The organism is Vreelandella aquamarina (genome assembly GCF_020075495.1).
Lineage (GTDB): Bacteria > Pseudomonadota > Gammaproteobacteria > Pseudomonadales > Halomonadaceae > Vreelandella > Vreelandella aquamarina_A.
The window spans coordinates 332,194-358,335 of the sequence record NZ_JABYQT010000002.1 but is presented as its reverse complement, the minus strand read 5'-3'; the positions used below and the strand labels follow the sequence as shown (position 1 = coordinate 358,335).

At 60.0% G+C, this 26,142-nt stretch carries 26 protein-coding genes; 4 read left to right on the top strand and 22 right to left on the bottom strand.

Translation table 11 applies throughout. The features are described 5' to 3' along the window. Entirely contained in the window at positions 1 to 732 is a 732-nt protein-coding gene (locus tag HW452_RS04335; protein ID WP_224104868.1) for a sigma-E factor negative regulatory protein, read from the bottom strand. Positions 733 to 1,076: 344 nt separating this feature from the next. After that, positions 1,077 to 1,676 carry an RNA polymerase sigma factor RpoE gene (gene rpoE, locus HW452_RS04330; RefSeq protein ID WP_224104867.1) on the bottom strand — a complete coding sequence of 200 codons (600 nt, stop codon included), beginning with the start codon at positions 1,674 to 1,676 and terminating at the stop codon, positions 1,077 to 1,079. 344 nt (positions 1,677 to 2,020) lie between these two features. On the opposite strand from rpoE, the gene HW452_RS04325 reads away from it, so the two are divergent. Continuing rightward, positions 2,021 to 3,097 (top strand): 3-deoxy-7-phosphoheptulonate synthase, encoded by a 1,077-nt coding sequence (locus HW452_RS04325; protein WP_224104866.1) that lies wholly within the window; start codon positions 2,021 to 2,023, stop codon positions 3,095 to 3,097. Between the two features lie 38 nt (positions 3,098 to 3,135). On the opposite strand, the gene dinG is transcribed toward HW452_RS04325, so the two are convergent. Both dinG and rhlB read right to left on the bottom strand, forming a co-directional pair. Then, on the bottom strand, positions 3,136 to 5,262 hold the full coding sequence (dinG, locus tag HW452_RS04320; protein WP_224104865.1) for an ATP-dependent DNA helicase DinG: 2,127 nt from the start codon (positions 5,260 to 5,262) through the stop codon (positions 3,136 to 3,138). A gap of 5 nt (positions 5,263 to 5,267) precedes the next feature. Next, complete coding sequence (rhlB, locus tag HW452_RS04315; protein ID WP_224104864.1) at positions 5,268 to 6,542, bottom strand: ATP-dependent RNA helicase RhlB; 1,275 nt, start codon at positions 6,540 to 6,542, stop codon at positions 5,268 to 5,270. A 145-nt stretch (positions 6,543 to 6,687) separates the two neighbouring features. On the opposite strand from rhlB, the gene HW452_RS04310 reads away from it, so the two are divergent. Together HW452_RS04310 and xthA are read left to right on the top strand one after the other, a co-directional pair. Further along, positions 6,688 to 6,936, top strand: a complete 249-nt coding sequence (locus HW452_RS04310) for a hypothetical protein (protein ID WP_224104863.1) — start codon at positions 6,688 to 6,690, stop codon at positions 6,934 to 6,936. Beyond that, a complete protein-coding gene (xthA, locus tag HW452_RS04305; RefSeq protein ID WP_224104862.1) occupies positions 6,936 to 7,769 on the top strand; it encodes an exodeoxyribonuclease III in 834 nt (277 codons plus the stop codon). Before HW452_RS04310 ends, xthA begins: the two co-directional genes overlap by 1 nt. A 10-nt stretch (positions 7,770 to 7,779) precedes the next feature. On the opposite strand, the gene HW452_RS04300 is transcribed toward xthA, so the two are convergent. The 14 genes from HW452_RS04300 to HW452_RS04235 all read right to left on the bottom strand — a co-directional run bounded on the left by HW452_RS04300 (position 7,780) and on the right by HW452_RS04235 (position 20,036). Further along, on the bottom strand, positions 7,780 to 8,844 hold the full coding sequence (locus HW452_RS04300; protein ID WP_224104861.1) for a hypothetical protein: 1,065 nt from the start codon (positions 8,842 to 8,844) through the stop codon (positions 7,780 to 7,782). Between the two features lie 4 nt (positions 8,845 to 8,848). Beyond that, on the bottom strand, positions 8,849 to 9,604 hold the full coding sequence (locus HW452_RS04295; protein WP_224104860.1) for an energy transducer TonB: 756 nt from the start codon (positions 9,602 to 9,604) through the stop codon (positions 8,849 to 8,851). Next, positions 9,601 to 10,008 (bottom strand): ExbD/TolR family protein, encoded by a 408-nt coding sequence (locus HW452_RS04290; protein WP_224104859.1) that lies wholly within the window; start codon positions 10,006 to 10,008, stop codon positions 9,601 to 9,603. Before HW452_RS04290 ends, HW452_RS04295 begins: the two co-directional genes overlap by 4 nt. Beyond that, the gene (locus HW452_RS04285; RefSeq protein WP_224104858.1) at positions 10,001 to 10,543 is read right to left on the bottom strand and encodes a MotA/TolQ/ExbB proton channel family protein; all 543 of its coding nucleotides are present in this window, start codon (positions 10,541 to 10,543) and stop codon (positions 10,001 to 10,003) included. Before HW452_RS04285 ends, HW452_RS04290 begins: the two co-directional genes overlap by 8 nt. 1 nt (position 10,544) lies before the next feature. After that, the gene (locus HW452_RS04280) at positions 10,545 to 11,903 is read right to left on the bottom strand and encodes a MotA/TolQ/ExbB proton channel family protein (protein WP_224104857.1); all 1,359 of its coding nucleotides are present in this window, start codon (positions 11,901 to 11,903) and stop codon (positions 10,545 to 10,547) included. Continuing rightward, the gene (locus tag HW452_RS04275) at positions 11,900 to 12,637 is read right to left on the bottom strand and encodes a DUF3450 family protein (RefSeq protein WP_317986319.1); all 738 of its coding nucleotides are present in this window, start codon (positions 12,635 to 12,637) and stop codon (positions 11,900 to 11,902) included. Before HW452_RS04275 ends, HW452_RS04280 begins: the two co-directional genes overlap by 4 nt. A gap of 266 nt (positions 12,638 to 12,903) precedes the next feature. After that, positions 12,904 to 13,320, bottom strand: a complete 417-nt coding sequence (locus tag HW452_RS04270; RefSeq protein WP_224104855.1) for an NUDIX hydrolase — start codon at positions 13,318 to 13,320, stop codon at positions 12,904 to 12,906. A gap of 37 nt (positions 13,321 to 13,357) precedes the next feature. Next, positions 13,358 to 14,329, bottom strand: coding sequence for a class 1b ribonucleoside-diphosphate reductase subunit beta (gene nrdF, locus HW452_RS04265; protein ID WP_224104854.1), 972 nt, complete (start codon positions 14,327 to 14,329; stop codon positions 13,358 to 13,360). A 71-nt stretch (positions 14,330 to 14,400) separates the two neighbouring features. Beyond that, positions 14,401 to 16,584, bottom strand: a complete 2,184-nt coding sequence (gene nrdE / locus HW452_RS04260; protein WP_263433544.1) for a class 1b ribonucleoside-diphosphate reductase subunit alpha — start codon at positions 16,582 to 16,584, stop codon at positions 14,401 to 14,403. After that, a complete protein-coding gene (gene nrdI, locus HW452_RS04255; RefSeq protein WP_224104853.1) occupies positions 16,566 to 17,003 on the bottom strand; it encodes a class Ib ribonucleoside-diphosphate reductase assembly flavoprotein NrdI in 438 nt (145 codons plus the stop codon). The genes nrdE and nrdI overlap by 19 nt, the downstream gene beginning before the upstream one ends. Before the next feature lie 9 nt (positions 17,004 to 17,012). After that, a complete protein-coding gene (gene nrdH, locus HW452_RS04250) occupies positions 17,013 to 17,234 on the bottom strand; it encodes a glutaredoxin-like protein NrdH (RefSeq protein WP_106373061.1) in 222 nt (73 codons plus the stop codon). Positions 17,235 to 17,484: 250 nt separating this feature from the next. Then, positions 17,485 to 18,096 carry a superoxide dismutase gene (locus tag HW452_RS04245; RefSeq protein ID WP_224104852.1) on the bottom strand — a complete coding sequence of 204 codons (612 nt, stop codon included), beginning with the start codon at positions 18,094 to 18,096 and terminating at the stop codon, positions 17,485 to 17,487. A gap of 208 nt (positions 18,097 to 18,304) precedes the next feature. Further along, positions 18,305 to 19,231, bottom strand: a complete 927-nt coding sequence (locus HW452_RS04240) for an electron transfer flavoprotein subunit alpha/FixB family protein (RefSeq protein WP_224104851.1) — start codon at positions 19,229 to 19,231, stop codon at positions 18,305 to 18,307. Between the two features lie 55 nt (positions 19,232 to 19,286). After that, positions 19,287 to 20,036: an electron transfer flavoprotein subunit beta/FixA family protein gene (locus tag HW452_RS04235; RefSeq protein WP_224104850.1), complete on the bottom strand. Its 750-nt coding sequence runs from the start codon at positions 20,034 to 20,036 to the stop codon at positions 19,287 to 19,289. A gap of 384 nt (positions 20,037 to 20,420) precedes the next feature. On the opposite strand from HW452_RS04235, the gene HW452_RS04230 reads away from it, so the two are divergent. Continuing rightward, positions 20,421 to 22,085 carry an electron transfer flavoprotein-ubiquinone oxidoreductase gene (locus tag HW452_RS04230; RefSeq protein WP_224104849.1) on the top strand — a complete coding sequence of 555 codons (1,665 nt, stop codon included), beginning with the start codon at positions 20,421 to 20,423 and terminating at the stop codon, positions 22,083 to 22,085. Positions 22,086 to 22,116: 31 nt separating this feature from the next. Here HW452_RS04230 and HW452_RS04225 read toward each other — a convergent pair whose 3' ends face one another. From HW452_RS04225 to HW452_RS04210, 4 genes are read right to left on the bottom strand one after another with little or no spacing between them, the layout of a single operon-like run. Continuing rightward, positions 22,117 to 24,324, bottom strand: coding sequence for an ATP-dependent helicase (locus tag HW452_RS04225; RefSeq protein WP_224104848.1), 2,208 nt, complete (start codon positions 24,322 to 24,324; stop codon positions 22,117 to 22,119). Then, entirely contained in the window at positions 24,321 to 24,887 is a 567-nt protein-coding gene (locus HW452_RS04220; RefSeq protein ID WP_224104847.1) for a DUF1285 domain-containing protein, read from the bottom strand. The genes HW452_RS04225 and HW452_RS04220 overlap by 4 nt, the downstream gene beginning before the upstream one ends. 32 nt (positions 24,888 to 24,919) lie before the next feature. After that, positions 24,920 to 25,750: a TatD family hydrolase gene (locus tag HW452_RS04215; protein ID WP_224104846.1), complete on the bottom strand. Its 831-nt coding sequence runs from the start codon at positions 25,748 to 25,750 to the stop codon at positions 24,920 to 24,922. A 45-nt stretch (positions 25,751 to 25,795) separates the two neighbouring features. After that, positions 25,796 to 26,125, bottom strand: a complete 330-nt coding sequence (locus tag HW452_RS04210) for a PilZ domain-containing protein (protein ID WP_224104845.1) — start codon at positions 26,123 to 26,125, stop codon at positions 25,796 to 25,798. Positions 26,126 to 26,142: the final 17 nt, after the last annotated feature.

Genomic DNA, 26,142 nt, shown 5'->3' with positions numbered 1-26,142 from the left:
TTAGCGCTGGCCAAGCGGTTCAGCGATGGTGGAAGAACGCATCAGAGGCATCCAGCTATCGCCGCTACCATAGGCCGCTCCTTGAGAGTGCTGCTCCAGGTACGACTGTAGAAGCCGGATCTGGTCAGCATCAATGGGGTTACCTTGCTGCATGGTAGCGCTTTGCGGCACTGCCGCCGAAGAAAAATTTGACTCGCTGACGTTCATCAAGCCGCCTTGCGACTGGCCGTTGAGCTTGAAGGGAGTGGGCTCGAACATCGGCATGCCGGCAGAGCCTACAGATGCAGGCTGGGCCGCCAGGCTGACAGGCTGCACCTGCCCTACCGACGCATTGCCGGTTGAAGCGGTCGTGATGCTGTTTCCAGGCTGGGTCGTGGAGCCATTGTTACCGAAAAACTGCACACCAGTGATGACCATCAACGATACTGCTGCCGCCACACCGGCCCCGCGGGCAAAGGAGATAGAGTGAGTACGCGGCGAGGCAGACTTCTCATTATCAAACGCCACCGGCGCAGGCTCATCCTGCAAACGCGCGAGGATACCAGCAGAGAGATCCACGCTAACATCCACGCTGCGCTCACGCTGCATCATGCTGCGTGCCAAGTGATAACGTCGCCACCTGTCTGCCGCGTCAGCGTCATCTGGTAGTGCCTTCAACACTCGGCGTAATTCCAGCTCATTGCTTTCGCTATCCATTAGAGCTGAAAGCGATTCCCGTGTGTCTTGACTCATACTTCACACCCTCACACTGTGTTAAATGAAGTCCTACCGCAGTACGGCAAACAAGCAGCCACTAGCGTAATCCTTCACAGGCTAAGACCTGATGACAACGACCTGATAACAACTCCAGCGACAAAACACTGATCGACGGCCAGCGTCTGGTTGCGCGTCTTGTATCTTGCCGGATTGTTCATTGCGCCACGGCTGCCAACTCGCTTCCACCTACCGGAAGCACTCAGGCTGTATGACGCCTCACTGGTCAGACAGTTCACAAAAAATGCAAAAAGGTAATGTTTTGTGACCAGCTGGTCAGGTACTGCTGTAGAACAGACTGCATCGACCAGGACAATTGACCGTTACTCGTCGCGACTGTTCCTGGCCGTGGTCACCAGCGGACGAATGTATTCATCCACTGCTTCCCGGGCACGAAAAATCCGCGAGCGCACGGTACCTACCGGACACTGCATTACCTGGGCAATGTCTTCATAGGCGAGTCCATCAAGCTCACGCAGGGTAATGGCCGTGCGAAGGTCATCAGGCAACTTTTCGATGGCTTCAAACACGGCGGCCTCGAGCTGATCGCGAGCAATGGCAGCCTCCGGTGATTCGGAATCGGCCAGACGGCCACTCTGATCGACGATCTCGGCATCGACAATATCCAGGTCGCTCCCCGGTGGGCGACGCCCGCGGGAAACCAGGTGGTTCTTGGCGGTGTTGATCGCGATTCGGTACATCCAAGTGTAGAAAGCGCTTTCGGCACGAAACTTGCCTAGGGCACGATAGGCCTTGATAAACGCCTCCTGGGCTACGTCCTGAACCTCGGAGTGGTCATGAACATAGCGACCGATCAGTCCGATAATCTTGTGCTGATATTTTTTTACCAGTAGATCAAAAGCGCGCGTATCGCCTTTCTGGGCACGTTCGACTAACTGTTGGTCCGTTTCCCGAGTGCCCATTCACACGCTCCTCCAGCTCGAACGCCCAGCGTCGAGCCCTATTCCTTTTAGCCCTTTCAAGCGGGCCTTCACAGCAAGCAGCATAGCGTCCCTTGGGCATTCATTGGTGATGGTGATGAAAGAGGCGGCAAACAGGCCGCCCCGTTCAAGAATTCATAACGCTAAGTGTTACGCGTTCTGCGCGGCGCATCAAGCGCTTACCATGCACGTGAAAACGCTGCCTTGCAAAATCCAGAGGCTGACACTGTTCAACGCTGCCAAGTTCCTCAACAATTGATTTTTAGTGTCGGGTCACGCCATAGTAGGCCCCAGTTTTCGCTTATCGCGCACACATAGGTAGCAAGATGTCAGAACAGCAGGTTAACAATCTCAACGTCCTCGCTCAGGATGTCCTTACCACGCCTGACGCCCTGAAACAGGCGGTGCCACTCACCGACGCCGCTGAGCGCACGGTGATCGAGGGGCGCCAGACCATCCAGAATATTCTGGATGGCAAGGACCCGCGCCTTCTGGTGGTCGTGGGTCCCTGCTCCATTCACGACGTAGACGCCGCGCTAGACTACGCCCGCCGCCTGCGCACCCTGGCGGACCAGGTCAGCGACAGCCTGTATATCGTGATGCGCGTCTACTTCGAGAAACCGCGCACCACCGTCGGCTGGAAGGGCCTCATCAACGACCCGCACCTCAACGACTCTTTCGAGATCGACGAAGGCCTGCACATTGCCCGCAAGCTGCTGGTCGATCTGGCAGAACTCGGCCTGCCGCTGGCCACCGAAGCGCTTGACCCCATATCTCCGCAGTACATTCAGGACTGCATCAGCTGGTCAGCCATCGGCGCGCGGACGACCGAATCCCAGACCCACCGCGAGATGGCCTCGGGTCTCTCCTCGCCGGTCGGCTTCAAGAACGGTACCGACGGCAGCCTGGACGTGGCCATCAACGCCCTTCAGTCCGTTGCCAACCCGCACAATTTCCTGGGCATCAACCAGGCGGGCCAGGTTGCCATCATCCGTACCCGCGGTAACGCTTACGGCCATGTGGTGCTGCGCGGCGGCAACGGCAAGCCCAACTACGACAGCGTCAGCGTCACTCTGGCCGAGAAAGAGCTCAAGAAGGCCAATCTCTCCGCCAACATCATGATCGACTGCTCTCACGCCAACTCCAACAAGGACCCGGCGCTTCAACCACTGGTGCTCGAGAACGTGACCAACCAGATTCTGGAGGGCAACACGTCCATCATCGGGCTGATGGTGGAATCCAACATTGGCTGGGGTAGCCAGAAGGTGCCGGCGGACCTAAGCGAGCTTCAGTACGGCGTCTCCATTACCGATGCATGTATCGACTGGGACACCACGGTGGAGGCCTTCACACGCATGAACGACAAGCTGGCAAGTACGCTGGCCAAGCGTATCGCTCGCTAGATGAAACTCCCCACGGCTTTCTGGCCGTGGGGAGTGATTTACTGAATCTCCCGACGAAACGGAGGCAACGCATCCAGCAGCGCCTGACCGTAGCGCCGCGTGATCACGCGCCTATCCAGTAGCGTGATCGTCCCTCGATCACTCTCCTTGCGAATCAACCGTCCGCAGGCCTGCACCAGCTTGATGGAAGCATCGGGCACGCTGATGCGCATGAAGGAGTTCCCGCCCTGGCTTTCGATCCATTCGGCAAGCGTGGCACCTACCGGGTCGTCGGGCACCGCGAACGGCAGCCGGGTAATCACTACATGCGTCAGGTAGTCGCCGGGCAGATCGATGCCTTCGGCAAAACTTGCCAGCCCGAAAATGATGCTGCCCTCTCCCCGGTCTACTGCGGCGCGGTGGCGCTCGATCAGCTCGCGCTTGGGTAGCGCGTCCTGGGCCAGCACCCGTGCCTTGATTGCTTCAGGCAGGCTTTTTTCCACCGCGCGAAGCTGCGTGCGCGAGGAGAACAGCACCAGGGCAGCCTCTTTATCGGTCAATTGAGCCACGAAGCGGGCAATCGCACTTTCATGAGCGTCGCGGTCGCTCGGGTCCGTGGCTTCGCGAGGTACGCGCAGCACGGCGTTGGCGTAATCGAACGGGCTGGGCAGCGCCTGATAGCGGTAGCGGTTGGCAAGCCCTGCACGCTCCTGGATACGCTCGAAGCGGCCAAGAGCCGTCAGCGTAGCCGACGTCACCACCGCCCCATGGCAGCGTCCCCACAAGTGCTTGGCCAGGGTATGCGCAGCCGACACCGGGCTTGCCGAGAACTCGACTTCAGGCTCGCCGCCCACCCGGCTGAGTGTTATCCAGCGCGCGCTGGGGGGGGCGTTGGCGGCGTTCTGTTCGCTGAAGGCCTGCCACAGCGCATGGGCCTCCAGCGCCCGCCCATGCAACAGTGCTACCAGTGGCAACCAGGTTTCAACCTGCTCACGATCGAGCCCTGTCTGTTTATCCGGGTCCAGGCTTTCACGCAGGATATCGCTGATGCTTTCCAAGCAGCGCGACAGCGTCGCGAACATGACCAGCAACTGCTGGGCCTGTTCGCGCAGCGCATCGGATATCTCGCCCTTCTCGAAGCGTGACTGCAGCGTGCTCTCTTCATCACCCAGGCCGTTTGGCCGCCCGGCGATCTGATGACCCACGCTGAACACATCCCCCAGCGCCGGCTCCAGTGTCTGAATGACCTCGGGCAGGCCAGCCAGCAGCCGCGCGATGGTCGGCTGAACCGCAAGCGCCTGATGCAGGTCCGTCAGACTAGTCTTGAGCGTCTTGAGCCAACGCAGGCAGCCATGCACGGCAAAGCGATGAGCGAAGTGAGAAAGCGCCTTGTCCGGTAGATGATGGCCCTCATCGAATACGAAGATGCAGTCGGCCGGGTCGGGCAGGATAGCGCCGCCGCCGAGCGCCAGGTCCGCCAGTACCAGGTCATGGTTGGCGACGATCACGTCAGCGTTTTCAAGCTCGCGGCGCGAACGAAAGAAAGCGCAGGCGCCAAAGTGACCACAGCGACGGCCGGTGCACTGGCGATGGTCCACGGTCAGCCTTCGCCAGTGGGCATCGTCGATCGACACGGGCCAGTTGTCGCGGTCGCCCTGCCACTCGCCCTGCCCATAGGCCTCGGCCATGTCCGTGGCCAGCACGTTGAAGTCGCTGCTTTGGGTCTGCAGCGACTGCTCGAACAGTGAAAGCGTGGGATTGGGTTCGGCGCCTTCCAGTACCTGGTCCAGCTTGGACACGCACACGTAGCGCCCGCGCCCCTTGGCCAGCGCGTAGCGAAAAGCGATACCGCTATGCTTGGCAAGCGCCGGCAGGTCCTGGTTGAGCACTTGCTCCTGAAGCGCCACCGTGGCGGTCGAGATCACCAACCGCTTGCCACGCGCCTTGGCAATCGGCAGCGCGGCAATCAGGTAAGCCAGGGTCTTTCCTGTCCCGGTGCCCGCTTCCAGTACGCACACATGGCTGTCACTGGTGCGCTTGCCTTCACTATCGCTTTCGATATCGCCCAGAGTGCGGGCAATTTCGGCAATCATCAGGCGTTGACCGTAACGTGGGGTAAGCTCAAGGCCTTCCACCACGCGACGGTAGGCGTCCTGTATCTCGCTTTTCAGGGCAGTATCGAGCATGTGCTTTACAGCATGCCTTCCGGCGGATGCTCGCAGGGCAGCTTGTCATTGATATAGCGCTCGATCTCGGGCAGCGAGAAGGCATCCTCTTCACCCACGAAGCTGATCGATACGCCCTTGGCGCCGGCGCGACCGGTACGCCCGATGCGATGAACGTAATCCTCGGGGTCTTCCGGCAGGGTGTAGTTGATCACGTGGCTGACATCTTCGATGTGAATGCCGCGCCCGGCGACATCGGTTGCCACCAGCACCTGGATCTCGCCTTCACGGAAACGCTCAAGCGTGGTGATTCGCTGGCCCTGAGGTACATCACCGGACAGCATGGCCGCGTTGATACCGGCTTTTCTGAGCACCTCATCGAGCTTGCGCACCAGATCACGACGATTACCGAATACCATGACCCGTTCAAAGCTCTCCTGCTCCAGAAGATTGACCAGCAGGCGCTGCTTGTCATCATCGGATACCAGGTAGACCCGCTGGTCGATATCGGCCTGATTCTCGACGGTGACCTCGATCTCGACATGAGCCGGATTCAGCGTCCATTGACTGGCCAGGTTGAGGATATCGTCGGTGAAGGTAGCCGAGAACAGGAACGTCTGGCGCTCCTCTTTTTTCGGCGTGTAGCGAATGATGCGCTTCACATCGGGAATGAAGCCCATCGACAGCATGCGATCGGCCTCGTCGAGAACCAGCACCTCTACTTCGGCCAGATCGATATCGCGCTTCTGGTGGAAATCCAGAAGGCGCCCTGGGGTTGCCACCAGTATATCGATCTTCTTGCTCAGGCTTTCACGCTGCTTCTGATAGTCCATGCCGCCAACCACGCTGGCTACATTGAGCTGCGTGAAACGGGCAAGCGCCTTGGCATCCTTTTCGATCTGCAGGGCGAGTTCCCGCGTAGGCGCGATGATCAGCGCACGCGGCGCGCCGGGCTTTTGACCGTCAGGCGCCGGCTCCTCCATGAAGTAGGCCAGTACCGAGATCAAGAAGGCAGCGGTTTTACCCGTCCCCGTCTGTGCCTTGCCGACGATATCGCCTCCCAGCAGGGTATGGCGCAGCGCCTCGGCCTGGATAGGCGTGCAGTATTCAAACCCCAGGGCATGAATGGCGCGCATCAGCGGCAGCGGCAGATCAAAGTCATGAAAGCGCCATTTGCCGGCCACGGCGGGCACCTGAAACTGACGAAGATCCCAGTTTGACTGACGACGCCGCGGTTTCCGGCGACGGCGTTTCGGCTTGCGGTTCTGGGCCGATGCTGTGGTCTGTTCCGACTCGCTCATAGGCTATGTATCTGTCCATTGCTGTGAATAGTAGGCATCACGAAGTGCGCATTGTATCAGGGCTTGGCGCCAAGAGCGCGTCTTGCTGTCGAAGCAGTGCCAGAGCCTGTTAGAATGTGGCTTAATTCGACACGAGGAGCGCGACATGACGCGTAAGAAAAAGACACGTTCGCTGGCCGACAAGGTGACGATTCGCACCGGACGGCGCAAGGATTACAAAAAGTGGCGCCACGATAACCCCGACCAGGTAGCCCCGTCACGCCGCTTTGTAGCAAAAAAGCAGCAGCAGCGTAAATTGCAGGCAGTCAAGAAGCTCGCCCGCCAGCAAAGCGGACAGACCATCACCATCCACCCGGACAAGACGTCTGATCGACCGCCGGAAGGTCAGTCCTGATGCGTCTGGTGTCTTTCAACATCAACGGCATCCGTGCAAGGCTTCACCAGTTGCAGGCCTTGATCGACACTCAGCAGCCAGATGTGATCGGCCTGCAGGAGACCAAGGTACAAGACAGCGAGTTTCCCGTAGCCGACGTGGAAGCCATGGGCTATCACGTCTACTACCACGGCCAGAAAGGCCATTACGGCGTGGCGCTGATGTGTCGCCAGGCGCCTCGGGAAGTCTTCTACGGTTTTCCGGATGACACTGACGATGCCCAGCGTCGCATGATCGGCGTGCGCCTGCTCGCCGATGACGGCGAACTCGTGACCATCTGGAACGGCTACTTTCCCCAGGGCGACAACGTCGAGCACCCGACCAAGTTTCCGCACAAGGCATGCTTCTACCGCCAACTGCAGAGCCTGCTTGAGCAGCAGCACCGGCCCGATGAACGTCTGGCGGTCATGGGAGATTTCAATATTTCTCCCGAAGATCAGGATATCGGCATTGGCGAGCCGAGCCGTAAGCGCTGGCTGCGCGAAGGCAAGGCAAGTTTTCAGCCGATCGAGCGCGAGTGGCTTGCCGGCATCAAGGCCTGGGGGCTGAGCGACAGCTACCGCCTTTGCCACCCGGACAACAGCGAGTGGTTCAGCTGGTTCGACTACCGCTCGAAAGGCTTTGACCGCGACCCCAAACGCGGGCTGCGCATCGACTATATTCTGGTTACCCAACCGCTTGCGCAATGCGTGACGGCGGCGGGCATCGATTATGACCTGCGCGGCATGGAGCGGCCTTCCGACCACGCTCCTACCTGGAGCGACTTCGAGCTGACGCTCGAGGCCTCCGCATAACGGGTTTCACTCAATCGAAACGCGCCAGCCACTGGCTGGCTTGCTCGTCGCCAAGCCGCGCCGCCTCGGCAAGCGCCGCCTCCGCCTGGTGCTCTTCTCCCCAGGCGTAGGCAAGTTGCCCATACTGACGCCAGTCGGTGGCCTTTTGCGTCTCGTCAGCCAGCGCCTTCCAGGCGCTTAACGCGTGACGTATATCCCGCGCCTGCTGCCAGGAGGTAGCCAGAAGCCGAAGCGTGCGCTCATCGCGCTCGATATCGCCACGCTCGAGCGCCTGCTCCAGGCGCTCGGCGGCCCTGGCAGGCGTACCGCCGGCCCGGTGCAACTCGATCAGCAGCCAGAAGTCTTCCGCCTCGTCCAACTTGCCAAGCTGCCAGGCCGTATCCCACAGGCCAGCGGCCATCCCTGGCTGTCCCGCCTGCTGGGCAAGACCCGCGGCCTGACGCCAGGCGTCAGCATCACTGTCCAGGTCCAGACCTTCCACCAGCCAGCTAAGCGCCTGCCCTCCCTGCCCCGTTCGGCGCAGCACAGCAAGTGCCAGGGCCTGCTGATCCTCATCGAGGCGATCAGTCTGCGCGATGGCCTGCTCCAGGCGCTCGGCCGCCGCCTCCCACTGCGCCTCCTGGGCCATCAGTCGCACCAGCTGCCATAGCGCAGCGGCGTCCTGCTCGCTATCCAGCCATTCACTCAACAAACGGATGGATTGATCATCCTGCCCCGCCGCATGGCGCAGCGATGCCTCTTCTCTGAGCCAGCGGGCTGCCTGCTCGGCTTCCACACCGCGGGTCTGGCGCGCTTCGGCAAGATGGTCTGCCGCCCTGGCTGGCTGTTCCATTCGGGCAAGCGCCCCGGCAGCCAGCTGGTGATAGAGGGCACTTGCCCAGCGGTCCGATGCATTACCGCTCGCCAGCCGTTCGGCCTGGACAGCGCCGCGCTCGGCCACGCTATCAAAGTCGCCTTCAGCCAACTGCGCCTGCAGGCCTCTCAGGTCCTCGATGATATCACCGGGCAGCGGCGCATTGGCGTGCGCCAGCGAGGCCCACAGGCTGAACAGTAAAACTCCTCCTAGACGCTGCATACCGCTACCTCAACTGAAACTCGATGCGCTGCGTGACCAGGCGCACCTGCTGGCTACCGGAAAACTGCCATTTCGCGATGGCTTCTTCAGCGGCACTTTCAAACACGCGCCGTGGCTGGGCATTGATCACTCGTATGGAGGAGCGATCGACGCTGCCATCTCGACGAACGATGAACTCCACCTCGACGTAGCCTTCCATGCCCCGGCGCTGAGCACGCGGGGGATACGTCGGATCGACCCGGTTGGCCGGCGCCAGCTGGCCGACGCTGACTGGCTCGTTGGAAGGCGGCGCTTCGGCCACCGGCGCGGCCGATTGCTCTGCCGGGGCAGGCGTTTCCACAGGAGCCTGCTGAGGAGATGGCTCGGGAGCTGACGGTGGAGCAGGCGCGGGCGGTGCAGGTACTGGCGTCGGCTCCGGCCTGATTTCCGTGAGCTCTGGCAGTTCGCTATCCATCTCTACCGGCTCGATGGGTGCATCAGGCAACTCGACCTCGGGCAGGCTGATGGCGCTATCGGTAACCGGCGGCGGTTCGGGGGTTGGCATGGGCGGTGGCGCCTGCTGCGGCATCGCCTCGGCGGGAGGCGGCGTTGCCACCTCTGGCTCCGGCGCCACGGCGGGCGCCTCGACCATGCTCATGGTCATGGTCATTTCCGGCACGTCAGGCTCCCGCTCAGGCGGTGCCACCAGTAGCGCCAGCAGCCAGAACAGACCTACCGCAAGCGTGGCACCTACCAGCAGCGACAGCGCATGACGCATCATGGCGCACTCCGGTTCGCCGCTACGGCGACCTGTTCCACGCCGGCCTGCTTGAGACGATCCATGACTTCGATCAAAAGCCCCGTGGTGGAATCACGGTCGGCCTGAATAACTGCCGAGCCCTGCTCGGTCAGCATGCCGGCAACCTCCTGACCTACCTGATGGACATCCACCGGCTTGCCATCCACCCAGATCGCGCCTTCAGGCGTGATCGCCACCAGCACCTGCGCCTCCGGACGCGGGCTCGCCGCGCTCGACTCCGGGCGCTCGATCTCGATACCGCTCTCCTTGATAAAACTGGTCGTGACGATAAAGAAGATCAGCATGATGAACACCACATCCAGCATCGGCGTCAGGTTGACCTCGTTGGCGTCGGCACTTGCGTCCATCGAACGGCGTCTACGCATCATTCTCCTCCAAGGCACGCGCCAGGCGATCGTGCAAGCGTTGATCTTCGCGACGAATCACGTGCTCTAAACGACTGATAAACAAAAGTCCCACGACAGCAATCGCCATACCGGTCAAGGTCGGCAGCGTAGCCCGCGCCACGCCGTCGGCCATGGCACGGGCCTGATGCGTTTCACTCATCGAGAGGCTGTCAAAGACGGTAATCATGCCGGTCACGGTGCCCAGCAGCCCAAGCAGCGGGCAGAGCGCGACCAGCAACTTCAGCCAGGGCAGTGGACGGCGCAGTCTGGCCACCAATGCCTCGCTCCAGACATGGCGCAGGGTACGCGCGCTCCAGCTGCGGTGGTCCGGGCGCTCTGCCCAGCGGCGAACCAGCTGTCGGCGGGCCTGACGCCAGGTAATGCGGTAGTACCACCAGCGCTCGATGGCCATACCGAACACCAGCACGGCCACCAGCGCCAGCACTACCAGTACCGCGCCACCGGCCTCCACCAGCCGTTCGACCGGCTCTAGCCAGAAAGGTAGCGTGGGCATATCAGCTCACCGTTGCCGCATGGGCCGTGGATTGTGCCTCGAGATGATCGGCCAGCGTGGCACTTGCCTCGCCTTCGATGACCTGACTCAAGTGGCGGCTCTGGCTGGACAGCAGCGTCTGGGCAAACAGCAGCGGCACGGCGGTGATAAGCCCCAGCACGGTGGTCACCAATGCCTGGCTGATACCGCCCGCCATCAGTTGCGGATCACCGGTACCAAATACGGTAATCGCCTGGAAGGTGACGATCATGCCGGTTACCGTACCCAGCAGGCCAAGAAGTGGCGCAATGGCTGCCAGCAGCTTGACGATCGGCTGGCCACGCTCGATTCGCGGCAGTTCCGCGAGTACGGCTTCGTCCAGCCGGGCTTCGAGCGCTTCCGGCGTCTGATGCTTGTCCATGTCCTTGAAACGCAGCAATACACGGCCCAGCGGGTTATTGGTATGCAGTTGGTCCGGCGACCGACGCTGTCGACGCACACGTGCACTGACCACGCTCAGGTAGCCATACTGAACCAGCGCCACCAGCAGCCCCAGCACGCCCAGCGCCACGATCACGTAACCGACGTATCCGCCCTGCTCGAAACGCTCCCAGAGGCTGGGGCGCTGCGCCAGTGCCTGAAGAACGCGGCCCTGGGTGGGGTCGATGACGAACTCACGGCTCTCTCCTTGATGATACGCCTGCAGGACATTCTGAATCTCTGCCGGCGTACGCGGCATCTCGGCCAGTTGGCCACCTCCTTCGTCCTGGCGCAGCAGTGCCGAATCGGTAAACGCTGCAAAATCACCCAGGCGAATTATCTCCCGCGGCTCGATGCTTCCACTGGTGTCCGCCACGGGCAGCGTCAATCGTTCGGCCCGAGCGGTCTGCGCGGTCAAGGCGGCCAGACTGTCCACCACGTCTTCAAGCTGGCTTCGCTCGAGTACTTCTGCATTTTCCAGGCGTGGCGGCAGTGCATCGTCATGCAGGGTCAGCCAGCTATCTTCCCCCAGCGCGTTACGCACTTCGCTGCTGTGGCGAGCGAGGTTACTTAATAGCTGAGTGAGCGCTTCCCCCTGTTCGCTCTGGCGCTCGGCAAGTTCACCTGCCTGCTCGGACTGGGCCTGTTGCTGCGCCTGTAGCGCCTCGCGCTGCTCTTCAATTGCCTGATGCTCGGCGCGGGCTTCATCCAACGCCTCGTTCAGGGCCTGCTGGTCGCTTAGAAAACTTTCCAGGCGCTGCTGGTCGCGCGCTTCGGCGGCCTGACGCGCTTCGCGCAGCGATGAAACGCTGTCGCTCTGTGCGAAAACAGAAGGGTTCACAGCGATCATTCCCAACAGCAGACAAACGCCGCCAAGGCGAGGTAAACGTTTCAGGCTCATGGCTGGCCTCCCTGCTGGTTGATGGCAGTAATCGAAAGCGGCAGTTTCAGCAGGTCCGGGGTGCGCTGATCGTCGGCGATGCGCAGGGCGTTGCGTACCTCGCGGCGCGCCCGCTCATCAAGCGGCAACCATTCACTACCCTCGGCGTCCCACACGCCTCCTTCCCGCTCATCTGGCGTCAGGTAGTAGTAACCAATGCGCCCGACGCGCAGGTAGTCGACCTCGCGCGTGCTGCCTTCTGCATCTTGCAACCGGCCACGCCAGTGATCGATTTCGCGGCCATAGTCCAGCTCGACACGCCAGGTTTCCAGCAGGCCGTTGATGCGCTCGATGCTGTCGGCACCGGCCTGGGCATCGGACTGGACCACCCGAGCCAGACGCTCGTCGCGTAGAAACGGTAGATCCTGCTCGATCCAGCGAGTCAGCTGCGCGGTCATGTCCTGCTCGATCAGCGGCAACGCGGCGCGGGTTTCCTCCAGGGTATCCAGCGCCGTTCCCAGCTGCTGCTGGCGCTCGGCCTCTTCAGCCAGGCGCGCACTCAAGGCGGCGTTGGAAGCTTCCATCTGCCGGGTCTCGCGCTCCAGGCGGCGCAGCTCCTCAAGGGCCTCACGCGTGTCGTCGTCGGCGGCATCGATCTGCTGCTGAAGGGCCGCCTGGGCTTGCTGGGCGTCTACACTCTGGGCCGCCTGACCCGCTGTTTCTTCGCTTGCCATTAGCGTACCGCTGACTAGCACACCGGCTAGGCAGCATCCGCGCAACACAACGTAAGGCCTGTTCAGCACGTCGACTCTCCGTTACTACCCGGCGCGCCACGAACGGCAGCGCCAGAAACTAATTAGGTATAAGAACGATTTGCGTTTAATTTAAACTGGCCATAGCCTACCACTGTCACAATAAATGACAATATTTATCATTAACATCAAGGCCGTTTATCCAGAGGACAGACACAAAAAAAGGCGCCCGCAGGCGCCTTTCAGGTTTTCGATGCTTGTCCAGGGTGTCAATATTCGCCGACCCGCAGCATGACGTAATCTCGCGTCAGGGGCGCCAGGCGCAGCTGGCTGGCCTCCTCCCGGCTTACCCATACCGCCTCGGCAATTTCAGCCGCCGCTTCTACGGGCTCATCAATCACCAGCGCATAAAGATGTGCTTCGATGGTCATGCCAGGCTCATTGGCCGCCGGTGCTGTCTGCACACCCAGCGGCAGGAGCAGGTCCTGAGCCACCTGCAGACCAAGCTCTTCCTTGAGCTCCCGACACAAAGCGTCAAGCGGAGCCTCGCCACCGTCGATCTTGCCACCGGGCTGCATGAAAAAGGCTGTTCCCTGCTTACGCACCAGCAGGAGTCGCCCTTCCGGATCGCTTATTACGGCCGCAGCAATCTCCAGTGTCGCCTGGCCGCCCTTTTCACCTGACATGCTTGCTCCTGTATATATGCCAGTGCGTTGAGTGGGCCTAGAACGACCAGTCGTCGTCTTCGGTCGCCACGGCCTTGCCAATGACGTAGGAAGAGCCGGAGCCGGAGAAGAAGTCATGGTTCTCATCGGCACTGGGTGACAAGGCCGCCATGATGGTCGGGTCGACGTCGGTGACGCTGCTCGGGAACAGCGGCTCAAAGCCCAGGTTCATCAGCGCCTTGTTGGCGTTGTAGTGAAGGAACTTCTTCACGTCCTCTGAAAGCCCCACTTCGTCGTACAGCGACTCGGTGTAGCGTACTTCGTTGTCGTAAAGCTCCAGCAAGAGTTCGTAGGCGTAGTCTTTCACTTCCTGCTGACGCTCGGGAGTGGCTTCCGCCAGCGCCTGCTGGAACTTGTAACCGATGTAATAGCCATGTACCGCTTCATCACGAATGATCAGGCGGATAAGGTCGGCGGTATTGGTCAATTTAGCATGGCTTGACCAGTACATCGGCAGGTAGAAGCCGGAGTAGAACAGAAACGACTCCAGGAAGACGCTGGCGACCTTGCGCATCAGCGGATCATCGGAGCGGTAGCGCTCCAGAATGAGCTCCGACTTGGCCTGCAGGGTCGGGTTCTCCTCACTCCAGCGAAACGCGTCATCGACATCACGCGTGGTACACAGCGTGGAGAAGATCGAGCTGTAGGAGCGCGCATGTACCGACTCCATGAAGGCGATATTGGTATATACCGCTTCCTCATGAGGCGTACGGGCATCTTCCATCAGCACAGGCGCGCCCACGCTGCTCTGGATGGTGTCCAGCAGTGTCAGGCCGGTGAACACACGGATGGTCAGCTGCTTTTCCTGCTGGGTCAGCGTATTCCACGACTGAATATCGTTGGAAAGCGGCACCTTCTCCGGCAGCCAGAAGTTGCTGGTCAGACGGTTCCACACTTCAAGATCCTTGTCGTCCTGAAGGCGGTTCCAGTTGATCGCATTGACCCGCGATAAGCGTTGCATGGTGGTCATCAAATAACTCTCATCAAAAGCGTCGCATTAGATACGAAGTAGGCGGTAAGGCGATACCGCTGGCACGGTGATCACAGCGTGCAGGAGACGCAACCTTCCACTTCGGTACCTTCCAGCGCGCTCTGGCGTAAACGAATGTAGTAAAGCGTCTTGATACCCTTACGCCAGGCGTAGATCTGGGCCTTGTTGATATCACGCGTAGTGGCGGTGTCCGGGAAGAACAGGGTCAACGAAAGCCCCTGATCGACGTGCTTGGACGCCTCGGCATAGGTATCGATGATCTTCTCGGGGCCAATTTCGTAGGCATCCTGGAAGTAGTCGAAGTTTGCTTCGTCAAGAAACGGTGCCGGGTAGTAGACGCGCCCGAGCTTGCCCTCTTTACGAATTTCGATCTTCGCGGCGACGGGATGGATGCTCGACGTCGAGTGGTTGATATACGAGATCGAACCGGTAGGCGGTACCGCCTGCAGGTTGCGGTTGTAAAGGCCGTGACTCATGACGGAAGCCTTGAGTTCCTGCCAGTCCTGCTGGGTAGGCAGCTCGATACCGCTACGCTCGAACAGACCACGCACTTTCTCGGTACGCGGCAACCACTCCTGCTCGATGTACTTGTCGAAGAACTCGCCCGTGGCGTAGGTCGAATCCTTGAAACCATCAAAGGTGTCGCCATGCTCGATCGCCAGACGGTTCGAGGCACGCAGCGCATGAAACGCGATGCAATAGAAGTAGAGGTTGGTAAAATCCAGCCCCTCATCCGAACCGTAGTAGATATGCTCACGGGCCAGATAGCCGTGCAGGTTCATCTGCCCAAGGCCGATGGCGCGTGACTTGGCATTGCCTTCGGCGATGGAGGGCACGCTTTTGAGGTTGCTCATTTCGGATACCGCGGTCAGACCACGAATCGCAATCTCTACGCTGGTACCGATATTACCCGCATCCATTACCTTGGCGATGTTCATCGACCCCAGGTTGCAGGAAATATCCTGCCCCATTTCCTTGTAGCCAAGGTCATCGTCATAGGAGGTCGGGGTATTGACCTGAAGAATCTCCGAGCACAGGTTACTCATGTTGATACGCCCGGCAATCGGGTTCGCCCGGTTTACCGTGTCCTCGAACATGATGTAAGGATAGCCCGACTCGAACTGCAGTTCGGCAAGCGTCTGGAAGAACGCACGCGCGTTGATCTTGTGCTTGCGGATCCGCGCATCGGCCACCATTTCATGGTACTTCTCGGTGACGCTGATATCGCCAAACGGCACGCCGTATACGCGCTCGACGTCGTAGGGCGAGAACAGGTACATATCGTCGTTGCGCTTGGCAAGCTCGAAGGTAATGTCCGGAATGGTAACGCCGAGTGACAGCGTCTTGATCCGGATCTTCTCGTCGGCATTTTCGCGCTTGGTATCCAGAAAGCGCAGGATATCCGGGTGGTGCGCATTGAGATACACCGCCCCCGCGCCTTGGCGTGCGCCCAACTGGTTGGCGTAGGAGAAGGCATCCTCGAGCAGCTTCATGATCGGGATGATGCCCGATGACTGGTTCTCGATGCGCTTGATGGGCGCGCCGGCCTCACGAATGTTGGTCAGCAGGAAGGCCACACCGCCGCCGCGCTTGGAGAGCTGCAGCGCCGAGTTGATCGAACGACCGATCGACTCCATGTTGTCTTCGATGCGCAGCAGAAAGCACGACACCAGCTCGCCGCGCTGCTGCTTGCCGCAGTTGAGAAACGTAGGGGTGGCGGGCTGGAAACGACCGCTGATGATTTCATCCACCAGCGACCTGGCAAGCGCCTCATCACCGCGGGCAAGCGTCAGCGCTACCATGCAGACGCGGTCTTCATAGCGCTCCAGGTAGCGTTTGCCGTCAAACGTTTTCAGCGTATAGCTGGTGTAGTACTTGAAGGCCCCCAGAAAACTCGGGAAGCGAAACTTGTAGGCATATGCTTGCTCGAAAAGCGTCTTCACGAAGGCAAAGCTGTACTGGTCCAGCACTTTTGCTTCGTAGTAGCTCTCCTCGACCAGGTAGTCGAGCTTCTCTTCAAGCGAGTGGAAGAAGACGGTGTTCTGGTTAACATGCTGCAGGAAATACTGACGCGCCGCTTCGCGGTCCTTGTCCAGCTGTAATTCGCCGTTGGCCCCGTAAAGGTTGAGCATCGCATTCAGCGCATGGTAATCCAGCGTGCGTGCCTCGGTCGCTCCTGAAGCAGGACGCTTGGCTTCGGCCACGTTTTTCGGGGCTAGGTTTGTCGTTTCCAAAACTCTTCTACTCCTTTGCGGACCCTGGCCACATCATCGTCGGTGCCAAATAGCTCAAATCGATATAGCAAGGGCACATGGCACTTTTCTGAAATGATGCGGCCAGCCAGGCCATACGCATCGCCAAAATTGGTGTTACCGGCAGCAATGACGCCGCGAATAAGGCGTCGATTGTGTTCATCGTTGAGAAAGCGAATGACCTGCCCTGGCACTGCGCCCTTCACTTCACCACCGCCGTAGGTAGGCGTGATCAATATATAAGGTGTAGTGACGCGCAGCGTCGGTTCCTCGCGCCCGATCGGAAGACGTTGGGCGGCCAGGCCTAGCTTTTGCACAAAACGATGGGTGTTACCTGACTTGGTGGAAAAATAGACAATGCTGCCAGCGCTCGATGATTCAGCAGCGGCGTCCACCAACATGAATATGTGTTACGCCAATGCTTGAATACGGTCGGGACGAAAGCCGGACCAGTGGTCATCGCCGGCTACCACGACGGGAAGCTGACGGTAGCCAAGGGCTTCTACTTCTTCTTGGGCGCCGGATTCGGCCGTAATATCAATAACGGTATACTCCAGACCTTGCTTATCCAGGGCACGATAGGTAGCTGTGCACTGAACACAAGCGGGCTTGCTATAAATTTGAATTTCCATGGCTATTTCCCCTTTTCATAGCAGCATTTTTGGGGTAGTGCATATCTAGTGCCCTACCCGCTCTCAAGACACCACGCATACTATATATAGCCCATGAGAAAATCAATTCAAGCATATATGGTATTTTTCATCCACAGGTTATTGACAATTCATGCCCAGCATTACCCCCTGACACGAAAAAAGCCGCCCCCGTCGGGGCGGCTTTGAAACAGGCGCCGAAGCGCCCTGTCCTGGCGGGTAAAGCAGTTTATCAGGCGATGGCAGCCTGATAGCGACGCTCCACATCTTCCCAGTTCACGACGTTGAAAAACGCAGAAATATAATCAGGACGCTTGTTCTGATACTTCAGGTAGTAGGCGTGCTCCCACACATCCAGGCCCAGCAGCGGCGTATTGCCGTGCATCAACGGGCTATCCTGGTTGAGGGTATTTTCGACAACGAGCTGCTTCTCGGGAGTGACGCTCAGCCACGCCCAGCCGCTACCGAAACGGCCCACGGCAGCTTTCTTGAACTCTTCCTGGAAGGCTTCGAACCCACCCAGCTCGCTTTCGATAGCGTTGGCTACGTCGCCCTGCGGCTTGCCACCGCCGTTTGGCGACATCATCTGCCAGAACATGGAGTGGTTGGCGTGGCCGCCACCATTATTGATGACCGCCTGACGCTTGGCTTCCGGCACACGATCCAGATTGGAAACCAGCTCTTCGATACCTACGTCTTCAAGGCCGGTACCTTCGAGAGCGGCGTTGAGGTTGTTGACGTAAGTCTGATGGTGACGCGAATGGTGAATTTCCATGGTCATCGCATCGATGTTCGGCTCGAGAGCGTCATATGCGTACGGCAGTTCGGGAAGGGTATGTGCCATATTATCATCTCCTTGAGTGGCTTTCGTTGCGTTCACTACAGTAGGTGCGGCTAGCCGACACCTTTTTCAACCGCCTTGTGGCGTTTTCTCATATCGTGCCAGTACTTTAGCTAACTACGGCGCGTTTATCTAATATGGAGCACGAAAAAGCCGGCCCTCGGGTGAGCCGGCTTTATTCACTCATGCCATCGCGACGAGCACGACAGATTTACAGCTTGGCTTCGAGCTCGGGCAGGATCTCGAACAGATCGCCCACCAGACCGTAATCCGCGACCTGGAAGATCGGCGCCTCGTCATCCTTGTTGATCGCCACAATCACCTTGGAGTCCTTCATGCCTGCCAGGTGCTGGATCGCTCCGGAAATGCCCACCGCGATATAGAGATCGGGTGCCACGATCTTGCCGGTCTGGCCGACCTGCATGTCGTTGGGCACGAATCCTGCGTCCACCGCCGCTCGTGAGGCGCCTACCGCCGCGCCGAGCTTGTCGGCAATGCCTTCGAGCAGCTTGAAGTTCTCACCGTTACCCATGCCGCGGCCGCCGGAGATCACCACCTTGGCGCCGCCAAGCTCTGGACGATCGGACTGGGCAAGCTCTTCGTTCACGAACTGGGACTGGGTGTTCTCGACCACCGTATCGACGGTTTCGATCGTGGCACTGCCGCCGTCGCTTACGGCATCGAAGGCGCTTGCACGAATCGTCATCACTTTCAGGTCGTCATCGCTTTTTACCGTGGCGATGGCATTACCCGCATAGATGGGGCGCAAGAACGTGTCACTGCTCTCCACGCCGATCACGTCCGACAATTGACTGACGTCCTTCAAGGCTGCCAGACGAGGCAGCACGTTCTTGCCAGTGGTAGACGCGCTGGCGAGCACATGGGTGTAGCCCTCGGCAAGCTCCACCAGCAGTGCGCCCATGGGCTCTGCCAGCTGGTAGGCATACACGGCATTGTCCGCCACGCGTACGCGGCTGACACCGTCAAGCTTGGCCGCTTTTTCGCCTGCCGCCTGCACGCCCTCACCGGCTACCAGAACATCAATATCACCGCCAATGGCTTTCGCCGCTGCCACCACGTGAGCCGTGGCGCTGGCGAGCGCGCCTTCGTGTAAATCCGCAAGTACCAGAATGCTCATGAAATCCGCTCCTATCAAAGCTCTTCAACGCTGCCTTAGAGAACCGTGGCTTTAGTTAAAGAACCTTGGCTTCATTTTTCAGTTTGTCGACCAGCTCGTCTACCGAGGCCACCTTGATGCCGCCCTTGCGCTCGGCTGGCGATTCCACTTTCAGAAGGCTGACCCTGGAGGCTACCTCAACGCCGTAATCGGCGGGCGTCTTGACGTCAAGCGGCTTTTTCTTGGCCTTCATGATATCCGGAAGCTTGGCGTAGCGCGGCTCGTTCAAGCGCAGGTCAGTGGTGACAATCGCCGGAAGCGACAACGCCACGGTCTGCAGGCCGCCGTCGATTTCACGCGTAACGTTGACCTTGTCACCCTCGACAGCCACGGCGGAGGCGAAAGTGCCTTGCGGCAGACCAGTCAGTGCTGCAAGCATCTGACCGGTCTGGTTATTGTCGGTATCAATGGCCTGCTTGCCGAGAATCACCAGCTGCGGCTGCTCTTCATCTACCACCTTGGCCAGGAGCTTGGCCACCGCCAGCGACTCGACCCGCTCATCGGTTTCAATCTGAAGGGCGCGATCGGCGCCCAGGGCAAGCGCGGTGCGCAGCTGCTCCTGAGAGGCCTTTGGACCAACGGTCACGGCCACCACTTCCGTGGCCACACCCTTTTCCTTCAGGCGCACGGCTTCTTCCACGGCAATTTCACAGAAGGGGTTCATGGCCATCTTGACGTTGGTCAGATCGACATCCGAATGATCCGCCTTCACGCGGATCTTGACGTTGTAGTCGATGACGCGTTTAACCGCGACGAGTACTTTCATGGATTCCTCGCTTGGCTTGAAGCATAAGCCGTTAACCAGAACCGGCACCCGCCTGGCGGATACCGCTTAAAAAAAGCCTCGCCATGACAGTGGCGACGGCCAGAATATTCATGCAAGCGTTTGATAGGTACGCAAATGAAAAACCTTACTAATCTGCCACAGCTTGGCTTACGGCAACAATACCCTTTTTCTAGCGCAATGGTCGAAGCCGCACACCGGCCCGGGCTTGCCACCACGCGAAGGGAAAACCGCTTTTACCATCGTAGGCGTGACCTTACGCAGGTATTATGCCTATCATGGGAGATAACCAGAAGCAAACGACCGTTTTAAATTAAGGCCGTGTTTTTATAAGGCACTGCACTTATGAGAATAAGGAGAAGCCAGGTGGAAAATATTGAACGCGATGTCATGGACTTTGATGTAGTGATTGTAGGCGCCGGACCATCGGGGCTTGCCGCTGCCTGCCGCCTGATGCAACAAGCCAAGGACGCCGAGCACGAGCTGACCGTCTGTGTGGTGGAAAAAGGCTCAGAAGTTGGCGCTCATATCCTGTCCGGGGCGGTGTTCGAACCACGCGCGCTTGATGAGCTTTTTCCCGATTGGCAGGAGCGTGGCGCTCCACTGAACACGCCTGCCATACGCGACGATGTCTATCTGCTCAAGGACGCACAAAAGGCACAAAAACTGCCGAACTCCCTGGTTCCCAAGAGCATGCACAACACCGGCGGCGACATGACCCGCTACGTGATCAGCGCAGGCAACCTGTGTCGCTGGCTGGCCGAACAGGCCGAAGAACTGGGAGTCGAGATCTTCCCAGGCTTTGCCGCCCAGGAAGTGATTATCGAAGATGACGCGGTACGCGGCATTGTCATTGGCGACATGGGCGTTGCTGCCGACGGCACGCCCAAGGACGGTTACATGCCAGGCATGGAACTGCGCGCCAAGTATACCCTGTTTGCCGAAGGAGCCCGCGGGCATCTGGGCAAGCGACTGATCGAACACTTCTCGCTAGATGCCGGGCGTGACCCGCAGCATTACGGCATCGGCTTGAAAGAGCTCTGGGACGTACCCGCCGAGAAGCACGAGCCAGGCCTTGTAGTGCATGGTTCGGGTTGGCCGCTGGGCAAGAACACTCCCGGAGGATGGTTTCTGTACCATGCGGAAAACCAGCAGGTGGTGGTGGGCCTGATCATGGATCTCTCCTACCAGAACCCCTGGCTCTCGCCCTTCGACGAATTCCAGCGCATGAAGCATCATCCGGCGCTTAGCCAGTACCTGGAAGGCGGCAAGCGGGTGGCCTATGGCGCCCGCGCGCTGACCAAGGGAGGCTTCAACTGCCTGCCCAAGATGACCTTTGCCGGCGGTCTGCTGATCGGCTGCGATGCCGGCACGCTCAACTTCTCCAAGATCAAGGGGCTGCACACCGCCATGAAATCGGGCCTGGTGGCAGCTGAAAGCGTTTTTGAAGCGCTCAAGGGAGGCGATGAAGGCGCTCAGGAGCTGACGAACTTTACCCAGAAGTGGGAAGCCAGCTGGGCCTATGAAGAGCTCAAGGAGAGCGCAAGTTTCGGCCCTGCCATGCACAAGTACGGCACGGTGGGCGGAGGTGCCTATAATTTCGTCAACCAGTTGCTGGGCAACAAGCTGCCTAGAGTTCACGACACCACCACCGATCATGGCGCGCTGAAACCGGCCGACGAGTTCGAGAAGATCAACTATCCCAAGCCTGACGGCAAGCTCTCGTTCGACAAGCCCTCATCGGTGTTTCTCTCCAACACCAATCACGAAGAGAATCAGCCGTGCCACCTGCGCCTGGATGATCCGAACATTCCCATCGAGCACAACCTGCCCAAATACGCCGAACCGGCCCAGCGCTATTGTCCGGCCGGCGTATATGAAGTGGTGGAAGATGATGCCGGGCAGCCGCGCTTTCAGATCAACTTCCAGAACTGCGTGCACTGCAAGACCTGCGATATCAAGGACCCGGCACAGAACATTACCTGGGTAGCGCCGGAAGGCGGCGGTGGTCCCAACTACCCGAACATGTAACGTTTATCCCCTTTGGCGCAGCAAGCAGTCGTCAAGCCTGCTGCGCTGGTGGGTCCAGACGCTCGATGGGCGCGCGGCGGGCAATCAGGCGCCGCCGCCCGGCCTGCGCAAAGCGCACATCGATCACCGGGTCGGCGGGGCTACCCTCGACCGAGGCCACTTCGCCCTCCCCAAACACCGCATGATGCAGGCGCTGGCCGGGGTAGAAGTGCTCGTGAGCAGCGTAGCTTGCTCTGGGCTCTTGAACCTCCGGCACGCTTAACGTGATGTCGGATCGCCCCAGACGCTCGAGATAGCGTTTGACAATGGCCGGCGAAGCCACGCGTAGCGTGGTAGTGCAAGGCACCGGCCTGGCCAGGCATTCGGCTACCTGCATGCTCTCCTGCCAGGCACTTTCCGCGATAAAGCGACTCGGTCGGTGCACTCCACCATCGTGCAGCACGAGAAGGCGTTCTTCTGCACGGGTGATGGCCACGTAGAAAAGCCTGCGCTCCTCTTCCAGCCGTTCGTCGCTCAGTGGCGTGTCACGGCTGTAATGAGGAAAATCCTCTTCATTGACTCCCGCCACCACGACAAGCGGCCACTCCAGCCCCTTGGCTCCGTGCACGGTGGAGATCAGCACGCCATCTGCCTGGTTCTCGACCGGACGCTCCAGAAGCTCGATGAACGCCTCCGGGTCCTGAACGCCTTGCGCCTGCTCGATCAGCACATCCAGAAGCCGCACATCTTCTTCGCCCTTGTCACGCCGGGCCGCCGCACGCTTCAAGACCTTTTCTGCATCAATGGCGTCTACCACATGGCCAAGCAGCCTGGCTGGTGGCCAGGCGCTCAACTCTGGAAGTTCGCAGAGCAGTGCCCAGCGCTTTTTCAGCGTACGTCGCTGCAGCGGTTTCAACTCGGTCAGCACCGGATCATGCCGTTCGGGCCAGCTTTGCGTCACCGCCAGTTGATGGGCGAGACGCTGCAGGCGTTCCCGCCCGACAAACGGTGTGGGCTGGGACAGCAGCAGCAGCAGGTGTTCAGGGTCGTGCAGCAGGGCCGGCCGACGAGACAGCTTGAGGTAGCCGACCAGAGCCTGCACCAGCGGCAGACGAAACACGAAGCGATCTTCACGCAGCAGGCGAAACGGTATACCCGCCTGAAGAAGCGCCAGTTGAAACGGGACCGACAGCGCCCAGCTGCGTACCAGCAGGCTTGCCTGATTGAAGGCCCGCCCCTGGGCACGCCAATCCATCAGGGTATCCAGCAGCCCACCACTGCCCTGCCCGACCGCAAGCCGCGTATCGGGGTTGCCCGCGGCGGCCAGGCACAGCTGATCCGGCCGCCGCTGGTTGGCGACGATCGCATGGTTGGCAGCCAGCGCCAGCGCATGGCCATGACGAAAGGTGGTAGACAACGGATAGTCGGTCGCCTGACCGAACGTCGCGGTAAAATCCTCGAGCATGGTGTCCGGGCGGGCGCCGCGCCATTCATAGATACACTGGTTGGCATCACCAACGGCCATGACCGAAGCCGTCTCACCGGCAAGAACGGCCAAAAGCCGCTGCTGGGCAGCATTGATATCCTGGTACTCATCGATGATGACGTGATCGAGAAAGCCCTCGACCCGCCGGCGTAGCGCACTATCGGCTTCCAGGGCCTGAAGCGGCCGATAGAGCAGGTCGGCATAGGTCATCAAGCCCTCGGCGTGAAGCATGCGCTCGGCTTCATTGAACGCGGCAGGAAAGTAGTCGGTATCGGGCTCATAGCCAAGCCGCTGATAGAGAGCCTCCGGTGCGGCCATCTCTGCCTTGACCAGGTTACAGAAATGCGCAAGCGCCTCCAGGCGGTCACCTTCAATGGCCGCATCGCGACGCTCGACGCTTTCACGCAACACGTTGAGACTCGCCTGACGCAGTAGACGCTCCAGCTGCCAGTCTGCAGAGAGCAGACGGCGTGGCGCAAGTGCCCCCCAGCGACACAGGCTCTGGGTCAGCCGGTGACCCAGCGAGTGAAACGTGCGCACCCCCGGCAGCGCCTGGCCGGCTGGTGCCATGCTGGCAAGCCGGTGTTGAAAGTCATCCCGCGCCGAGCGGTTGAACATCAGCACCAGCATGCGCTTGGGTGACACCCCGCTTTCCAGCAGGTGCAGAACCCGAGCAGCCATGGTGGTGGTCTTGCCCGCCCCTGCCACCGCAGCCACGCGAGCGTGACCTTCGCGATGATGGACGACGGCATGCTGTTCAGCGGTCAGCTTCACGACACCTCGCCTGAAGGGGCATCATCACTATCGACCAGACCCAGCACATGCCAGCTTCCCGCACTCCAGACACCGATTTCACTCTGCCCATCGGCTCGGGGCTGAACACTTGCCGCCTCGACCAGCTGGTAGAACACGTTGCGATGCAGCCTGGCCGCCAGCCCATGACGCACGTCGATGGCAGGCACCTGCTCCTGCTGGGGCGTCGCACTTATGGATAGCGGATGCTCTGCATCCAGACGCACTACATCGTCGAACTGGGTGGTCAGCCACCAGGCATCGTCACGGTAGTCTGCCTCGACCGCCACGAAGGGCAGGTCCTCCACCTGAATCCGCCAGCGCTCGACCGGCGTGACCAGGCAGTAACCCTCAGGGTCGTGGCGCAACAGGGTGGAAAGCAGGCGAGCAATGCCAGGCCGGGCGAACGGCTGCTCCTCATGCAGCCAGCTGCCGTCGGCCTGGATGACAATGTCCATATCCCCCGAAAGCGCAGGCTGCCACGCCTCGAGAGGAGGAATGCTGGCTGCACCCTGACGCTGCTGAAGTAATCGATCAATATTCATCGCACCCGCCTGACGCTTGCGCCACTTGAGAATTAGACCAGCCCGGCCTGGGCCAGCGCCTGCTGAACATGCGCCGGCGCATCCGGAGCGGCCGCCTTGAACAGCTGATAGAAGTTGGCGGTGGTCTGCATGGCCACTTCATCCACGCTGATGCCCCGCACCTTGGCAATGCATTCAGCGACTTCCACTACCCAAGCCGGCTCATTGGGCTTGCCACGGTACGGCACAGGAGCAAGGTAGGGGCTGTCGGTTTCGATCAACAGGCGGTCGAGCGGGAGTCGCTTTGCCAACTCGCGCAGCTCGGCTGCATTGTTGAAGGTAATGATACCCGACAACGAGATATAGAAGCCAAGGCGCACCGCTTCACGTGCCATTTCCATATCTTCGGTAAAGCAGTGAAGCACACCCCCCACCTTCGGGTCGCTGTACTCACGCAGCAGTGTCAACGTATCGTCGCGAGCCTCCCGAGTGTGCACGACCACGGGTAGCTCAAGCTCTCGAGCGGCCATCAGGTGGCGCTTGAAGCGCTCATGCTGCACCTCGGCCGGCACCTGATCACGGTAGTGATAATCAAGCCCGGTCTCGCCAATCGCCACGGCACCATACTGCTCGGCGGCATCCTGAATATCGCGGACGTTGGGCTCCTGGGCAGGCGCATGCAGCGGATGAAGGCCCGCGGAGATGACCACGTCCTTATGCTCGCGGGCAATGGCGGCAAGCCCAGGCATCTCCTCGAGCGTGACGGCGATAGCCAGAAACTGGCTGACATCGGCGGCTCGCGCTGCGTTCAGCGTGGCAGCCACGTCGCCTTGATGGGTATGTTCGGACAGGCGGTCCAAGTGACAGTGCGAATCTACAAACATGTACGTCTCGATACAGGCAAATGAAAAAACAGCGCAGGTAGCAAGTTAGAACGTATAGCCGGGCGCTGTCATATCCTGCCCGGCCAGCAGCACTTCGATACGCTCGCGCAGGGCGCCATCGTGCGTAAAGTGAATACCGATACCCGGCAGACGCTCACAGGCACCGTGGGCCGGTGAAACCCAGGCTACCTTGCCGATGACCTCGGTGGGCGCCTGTGCGCCCGGCAGTGTCAGCAGCAGATGCACCTGGCTGCCCAGGGCCTTTGGCGTATCGGTAGGTACAAAAATGCCACCATGCTCCAGAAAAGGCATGTAAGCCGCCTGCAGTGTGGCAATATCCGGGATCTTCAAGGCAAAGGCTTTCTGCACACTCATGGCAACCTCGCGGCTAT